Annotated in this window: 3 protein-coding genes; 1 reads left to right on the forward strand and 2 read right to left on the reverse strand. The window is 62.2% G+C overall.

The features are described 5' to 3' along the window. Window positions 1-154, reverse strand: a 154-nt coding sequence (locus tag VKI00_RS19260) for an adenosine-specific kinase (protein ID WP_324440203.1), incomplete at its 3' end; no start/stop codon positions are given. Window positions 155-710: 556 nt separating this feature from the next. Between VKI00_RS19260 and VKI00_RS19265 the strand changes: the two genes are divergently transcribed. After that, complete coding sequence (locus VKI00_RS19265; RefSeq protein ID WP_324440199.1) at window positions 711-1,202, forward strand: RidA family protein; 492 nt, start codon at window positions 711-713, stop codon at window positions 1,200-1,202. Window positions 1,203-1,492: 290 nt separating this feature from the next. Here the strand turns inward: VKI00_RS19265 and VKI00_RS19270 are convergent, their stop codons facing one another. Next, a complete protein-coding gene (locus VKI00_RS19270) occupies window positions 1,493-2,290 on the reverse strand; it encodes a molybdopterin cofactor-binding domain-containing protein (RefSeq protein WP_324440201.1) in 798 nt (265 codons plus the stop codon). Between the last annotated feature and the right edge of the window lie 254 nt (window positions 2,291-2,544).

The following is a 2,544-nucleotide window of genomic DNA, read 5'->3' on the forward strand; positions in this document are numbered from 1 at the left end:
CGGAGGCCTCGCAGAAGGCCAGCCCGAAGCGGATGCCCGGAACCGCGCCGACCAGCGCCTCGTGCAGATCTTCCACGGTCTTGATGAAATGCGACTGGCCGAAGATGAAGTTGACGGCGTCCGGCTTGACGATGGGCACCATGGTGAGTTCCATGGCTGCGCTCCTGTAGGGTGAGCTACGCAATCCATGGTAGGCGGCGGGAACGTGATTGCAAGCCGCCGCAGGCCCCGATTTCGCCCCTTACTGCACTGCCACCCAGCGGGCGGAACTAGTTGGCCGGATCCTGCACCCCGTAGAGCATCTGCTCCTTGGAAGTGGCCGGAGAAACTACTCCGCCCCGCGCTCGGGATTTTCTCGATGAAGACCCACCCGTCTTCGCTGATTTCGACGATTGGATTGCCGACATCGTGCAGGCTAGTACAGTTGCGAATCGGCTGACGCGTCGCGCCAGTGGTGCGCGGCGAGTTGAAGCGACCGTAACAGGAGAAATTGCTCCGGTACGGCGGCCCGAGCTACTTCGCGCTCCCTACGGTCGGCGCGGACGTCCTCCATCAGGCACCGACCGTGATTAGGGCCTGTTTACACGCACATATTCCGGCCGGCGATCCATGCACCAAATTGCCTGTACGCGGGTCGGTTATCGACTTGCCCGGTATGAATGGGCTAACGTCTATTCACTGATCGAAACTCCACAACATCGAGGGATGAGATGTCGGCGTTCAGAATAGCTCTGGCTGCTTCTTGTCTCCTGGTAACGTCGACGGTCAGTCGGGCGCAACAGACAGAGCCCGCAACCGGAACCTTCCAGAAACAGACGACGTTCGGCGTGTGGAGCAAGAACATTTTCGCCGACGCGGTTACAGTCACTGGCCCTGCCAAGACCATCTACCTCGCCGGCATGGGCGCCGAGGACGTGAACACCGGAGCCATCCTGTATCAGGGCAACTTCCTGGAGCAGTGCCGATATGCGTACGCCAAGATCAAGAAGATCCTGGCAGCGCAAGGTGCGACGATGGCGGATGTAGTTAAGATCACAACCTATGTTACGGACATGAGGTATAGTCAGGACTACGTCAAGTGCTTTGCCGAGGCGATGAGTGGCGCTGCTTTGCCCGCGCATACCTTGGTGAATATCAGCCAACTTGCCTGGCCGGGCATGATGATCGAAGTGGACGCGACGGCCGTCATCGCCGCCAAGTAACGAACGTCCTGACTCGTCTCCGATGGCTTGTCAGCGCATGGCTTTACAGACCAGCGAAGGGCAAGGCCCTCAAGTGGTCCGGTTTCGGCCCGTGTGCGCCCGTGCCGGTCGTTGCAGTCCAATGCGGCTGTTCTTGAAAGCGGACATCATCCGGGGATGTCCTCTCGAGTGCCACAGATGGGGAACCGACCTACGGCTCGCGGACGACTTCGCGCACGAAGCTCATCGCGCGAGTGGAGAGTCGAGCGCCATGGCCGGCGCAACCGGCCAAGCAGGAAGCTAGCCGGGCATCATGCCTTCAGTTGATCGCCGATCGGCAGGCTGCGGATGCGCTTGCCGGTCGCTGCGAAGATCGCGTTGCACAGCGCCGGCGCGAACGGCGGCAGCCCCGGCTCGCCGACACCGCTCGCGTGCACCGCGAACGGATGCGGCACGATGTAGGTGTTCGTGACCGTCGGCGCGTCGTTGATCCGCACGACCCGGAAGTCGTTGTAGTTGCTCTGCTGCGCGCGGCCGTTCTTGAAGGTGACCGCGCCGTATTTGGCGATGCTCAGCCCCATGACCGCCACGCCCTCGATCTGCGAGGTGATTCGTTCGGGGTTCACGTGGAAGCCGCAGTCGATCGCCGTGTCGACGCGCGGCACCGACACCTCGCCCTTGTCGTCCACGGCGACCTCCACCACCGTGGCGACGTAGGTGACGAAGCTGCGATGCGCGGCAATGCCCAGGCCGTGACCCTTCGGCAGCGTCCGCCCCCAGCCGACCTTTTCCGCCGCCAACTCGGCGACGTGGCGCAGCCGGCCAGCGTCGATCGGATAGCTGTCGAACGGCTCGCCGTAGTCCCACCACATGTCCTTGGCCATCTGCGGGCGCGGATCGACGATGCGCGGCGGACCGATCAGCTCGAGCAGCATGTCCTTGGGGTCGCGGCCGGTGGCGTGCGCCAGTTCGGCCACCATGCTCTGCACGGCGAACCCGTGCGGGACGTTATAGACCGAGCGGAACCAGCCGATTCGCGTGTGCGCCACCGCCGCCCCCGTCTCGCAACGGATATTCGGGACGTCGAACGGCACGTCCGCCAGCCCCACGCGTTGGTGCATGGATACTCGAGGAAATCAATTATATCAATGTGTTAGCGCACTCGCCATGTTTCTATAAAAGTAGCGTTATCAATCACTTACGATATCCATGCACCAACGCGAGCTGGAGTGGCTGGTCAACGCCCTCTGGCTCACTGAATCCGTTCCGGTCCATCATCGCGCGGGCTGACGACAGCCATCACGGTGTCTTTCGGTGCCCCAGCACTGATGTCTCCCAGATCGACGCAGCGGTCCGATACCGC

Origin of the sequence: Mycobacterium sp., from assembly GCF_035314665.1 — a bacterium.
Taxonomy (GTDB): domain Bacteria; phylum Actinomycetota; class Actinomycetes; order Mycobacteriales; family Mycobacteriaceae; genus Mycobacterium.

Coding starts and splice junctions, on each gene's coding strand:
- VKI00_RS19265 (WP_324440199.1), top strand. CDS start 711: ATGTCGGCGTTCAGAATAGCTCTGGCTGCTTCTTGTCTCCTGGTAACG.